General features: G+C 66.0%; 5 protein-coding genes and 1 pseudogene. 2 read left to right on the top strand and 4 right to left on the bottom strand.

Annotated features, from left to right (window positions below; all coding sequences use genetic code 11):
• The 4 genes from VNS22_RS01285 to VNS22_RS01275 form a co-directional block, all read right to left on the bottom strand.
• Positions 1–112 (bottom strand): transposase (locus VNS22_RS01285; RefSeq protein WP_414653288.1); only part of this gene is annotated, 112 nt, incomplete at its 3' end.
• A 10-nt stretch (positions 113–122) separates the two neighbouring features.
• A complete protein-coding gene (locus VNS22_RS01280; protein ID WP_325728801.1) occupies positions 123–542 on the bottom strand; it encodes a transposase in 420 nt (139 codons plus the stop codon).
• Positions 543–689: 147 nt separating this feature from the next.
• Positions 690–899 (bottom strand): transposase, encoded by a 210-nt coding sequence (locus tag VNS22_RS28470; RefSeq protein WP_414653287.1) that lies wholly within the window; start codon positions 897–899, stop codon positions 690–692.
• Positions 900–1,613: 714 nt separating this feature from the next.
• The gene (locus VNS22_RS01275; protein ID WP_325728799.1) at positions 1,614–1,832 is read right to left on the bottom strand and encodes a hypothetical protein; all 219 of its coding nucleotides are present in this window, start codon (positions 1,830–1,832) and stop codon (positions 1,614–1,616) included.
• A 476-nt stretch (positions 1,833–2,308) separates the two neighbouring features.
• Here VNS22_RS01275 and VNS22_RS01270 point away from each other — a divergent pair, with 476 nt between their 5' ends.
• Together VNS22_RS01270 and VNS22_RS01265 are read left to right on the top strand one after the other, a co-directional pair.
• Positions 2,309–3,172 carry an ABC transporter permease gene (locus VNS22_RS01270; protein ID WP_325728797.1) on the top strand — a complete coding sequence of 288 codons (864 nt, stop codon included), beginning with the start codon at positions 2,309–2,311 and terminating at the stop codon, positions 3,170–3,172.
• Between the two features lie 93 nt (positions 3,173–3,265).
• Positions 3,266–3,520 (top strand): annotated as a pseudogene (locus tag VNS22_RS01265) (transposase); the annotation flags it as partial.
• Positions 3,521–3,661: the final 141 nt, after the last annotated feature.

Here is a 3,661-nt window from a genome sequence, read left to right as displayed (position 1 = left end):
TGAACCGGCTCATGGCCGCATGGATCACCGCCACGCCGGTTTCGGGCAGCCGCTCATGGTCCCGGGCAAGGCGACGGGAACGGGAGAGCCAAGCGAAGGTCCGCTCAACGATCCATCATCCGTCAGCAGACGGATGATCCGCTTCCCGAAGGGACCGCGGTCAGCAGACCGCGGAGGCGGCGCGGCAGGACGTGGCAGCCTGCCGGCCGTTCCGCCAGTCCATAGCGCCATGCCTGACGCTGACGGTGGAAGGGGACCTCCATGCGCCAGCCGCGCTCCTTCTCCAGCCACGTTGCGAATGGTCCGGCATAGGCACCGTCTGACCAGACCAGTTCCAACCGTGGCAAGGCCGTTATGGGCGCCGTCTCGATCATCTGCTGTGCGCCAACCGTGTCGTGCAGGCTGGCGGCGTGGATGTGCGCCAGGAGGATCAGGCCCGACACATCCACCAGGATGTGTCGCTTGCGCCCGAACGTCTTCTTGGCGGCATCGAAGCCTCGGTCAGGTCCGCCCGCGCCCGTTGTCCGTGCTGTTTTGCGCATCGATCACGGCAGCGGAAGGCTCCCGATCTCGGCCGTCCTTCTCCCGCGCATGCTCACGCAACCGGTCGTGCATCCGCTGAAGCGTGCCGTCCTTGCGCCAGCGGGTAAGCTGCGAGTGCACGGTCGGCCCTGTCGGCTCTGCCGACATCACTCCGTGGGATCGCTGCGCGATGGAGGAAAGTGGCGCGGCAGCATACGCCACGCGCAGCCGGAGCGAACCAGATAGAAGATCGCCTCCGCCATGACCCGCCGCGGCCACTTCGGCGGGCGCCCGAGCCGACAAGGTGGCGGAAGAAGCGGCTCCAGCGCCACCCATTCTGCGTCATTCAGATCGGAAGGGTAGGGTCGATCAGGCATAGCGCTCTCCAGCGACGACATGCCTGATTAACCCGCGAACTGGCCATCTCAGCGACTTTGCCGACAGTCAGTAAGGTTGGTGCGGCTGCGCCGGCTGCGTCTCCGTCCCGACGGGAATGGCTGCGAGGAAGGCACCGAACAGTGCCAGGTGGCTGACGATGGGCCGGTGATCTTTGGCAGCCGAACCGGATCGCATCGCCCACCCGAGGGGTGAGGGGTTCTGCCGGTACGGGCAGGACCAGCAATTTCTGCCGCTGGACACGGCATCCGGCGCCCGATGCCGGACGGGGGCCAACATGCGACCGGATCAGCCTGCCGGCGGCGGGCGGCTAGCGGTCCGTTGGACAGCTTGGGAAGCGACTGGTCTGCGATCTCTGCCGGCCGTTCCGACTCAGCCGCTCTCAGGACAGTCTCCCGACTGCCAAGCGCGGTGGTAGCAGGACCGGTCAGGTTGGCCTACTGGCCGAATGATCAGCGCCCGGCGGGGATGGAGACCCAACGGGTATTCTCAGATCACACGCGCCGTTGGCTGGCGGTCAGGGGCGTGCTCACCACGCTGCAACACACTCATCGATCGGCAGGAGCCGATCGATCCGTTTCCCGAAGAGTGGATGTCCAGCAGGCGATCCGGAAGGTTGTGCAGCTTTGCCCGCGGACTGGGCCATGCCGTCCACACTGACTGGATCTGGCCCATGGAACGCGGGCTATGGCGAGTCATATGAACCGTTGCACCGCCCACGGGAGCGTCCGGTCCGTGCCGAACCCGGGCGAGATCCGGCCGATCGCAGCCAGTCGGCGCGAAAATCGTCGCGGAGCCTGCAGCTGAACCAGGTGCAAGATCCGCGGCCGCACCAGGAAGGTCGGACCCTGCCCCTCCTGCAGGCTGAGGAACAGCGGTTGCGCATCCTTCTCCGCCATGAGGTCCAGGACCATCCGGCACCCAATCCTTAGCCTTGCCCCGTTTCACCTCCATGTCGACGGCGGCCTGGTCCTGGCCGTCGGCTCGCGCGCCGACCTGCCGCAGACAGCGGCTCGACCGGCGCCAGATCGCAGCACCGCCGGCCCGTCAAGGTGGACTGGGCACTGGCCTGTCATGCCCTCCGCTCAGGTGCCGTCGCCACGTTCACCATCGGGCACCATCCATTCGAGCAACCCTGCGCGGCACCAAGCCAAGTTGGGCCCGTCCTGCTCGCCGTCATGCGCACCGGCCGCTACCCTCTCGATACCACGCGCCGGACGATTCCGCCCGGGGCTGCCCACAGATGGCGTCATCCTCGCTACGACTGTCGATATGCAGCTAGCCTTCTGGAGCATTGGTACCGGCGGGAGTGCATGGCGGAGCGTTCCGTGGCACAAGCCAGCGGCCCGGCCTAGCCGGGCGTTGGGGCCGAACACGACATGGATGCACGATGGCGACGGAACCCTCGGCAGGGCGGCTGGAGGCCGGCATCGACCGGCGCTTTCTGGAGGTTACGCCCAAGGACGGCAGCACCTTCGGCACCCCGTTCGACTTGAATCTGGTGGGACTATGGACCCTCTACCTGAAGGAGGTCCGCCGGTTTCTGAAGGTGTTCGGCCAGACCCTGCTGGCCCCGCTGGTCACCACCTTGATCTTCCTGGCGATTTTCGCCATGGCGTTGGGCGGCACCGGCCGCACCGTGGCGGGCATGCCCTATCTCGACTTCCTGGCACCTGGCCTGATCATGATGGCGATCGTGCAGAACGCATTCGCCAACACGTCCAGCGCCATCCTGATCGCCAAGGTGCAGGGCAACATCGTCGATTATCTGATGCCGCCGCTGAGCCCGGGAGAGCTGGTGTTCGGCGTGGTGGCGGGCGGCATCACCCGGGGCGTGCTGGTGGGCCTGGTGGTGGGTCTGGCCATGGTGCCGATCGTCGGCCTCGACCTGCCCCATCCCTTCTACCTCGTCCACAGCGTGCTCGCCGCCTCGGCGATGCTTTCGCTGCTCGGTCTGCTGGGCGCGCTATGGGCGGAGAAGTTCGACCAGATGGCGGCGGTCACCAACTACGTGATCACCCCGCTGTCCTTCCTGTCCGGCACCTTCTACTCGATCCACGCCCTGCCCGAGCCGTTCCACCTCCTGGCCCTGGCCAACCCGTTCTTCTACATGATCGACGGCATCCGCTATGCCATGACCGGCCATGCCGACGGCATACCGGCACTGGGTGCCGTGATCCTCACGGTGACCGTGGTGGTGCTCTGGTACCTGGCCTACCGAGTCTTCCGCAAAGGCTGGCGGCTCAAGGCCTAGGCCGGATCGACATTCAAGATTCCCAAGCGGGTCGAGTGCTGATTCAAGCTTCGTGTTGAAGCGCGGAGCGGATGATGGCGGTCAAACGACGAGTTGAGCGAGGAGCAATGGGCGCGGATCGCACCGCTGCTGCCTGGAAAGGTGAGTGATCCAGGGCGGACTGGATCGGATAACCGCTTGTTCGTGAACGGATGTTTGTGGGTGCTGCGCTCGGGTGCGCACTGGCGCGACCTGCCGGAGCGCTATGGCCGGTGGAAGACGGTGCACCGCCGGTTCAGCCGCTGGTGCCACGCTGGCGTATGGGAGTGGGTGTTCGAGGCGCTGACGACCGACCGCGACAACCAATACTGATCTTCCCCCGATTTGGCGGACACCTCTGCTACGCTCCTTGAGGGCGAGGAAGGTGATCTGATGGCGAAGACGCGACGGGAGTTCACGCCGGAGTTCAAGCGAGAGGCGGTGGCGCTGTTGGAAGGCAGCGGCCGGCCG

It is taken from the genome of Geminicoccus sp., from assembly GCF_035556675.1.
Lineage (GTDB): Bacteria > Pseudomonadota > Alphaproteobacteria > Geminicoccales > Geminicoccaceae > Geminicoccus.
Note: the sequence above shows the minus strand (reverse complement) of the source record. Positions and strands in the feature narration are given on the sequence as shown.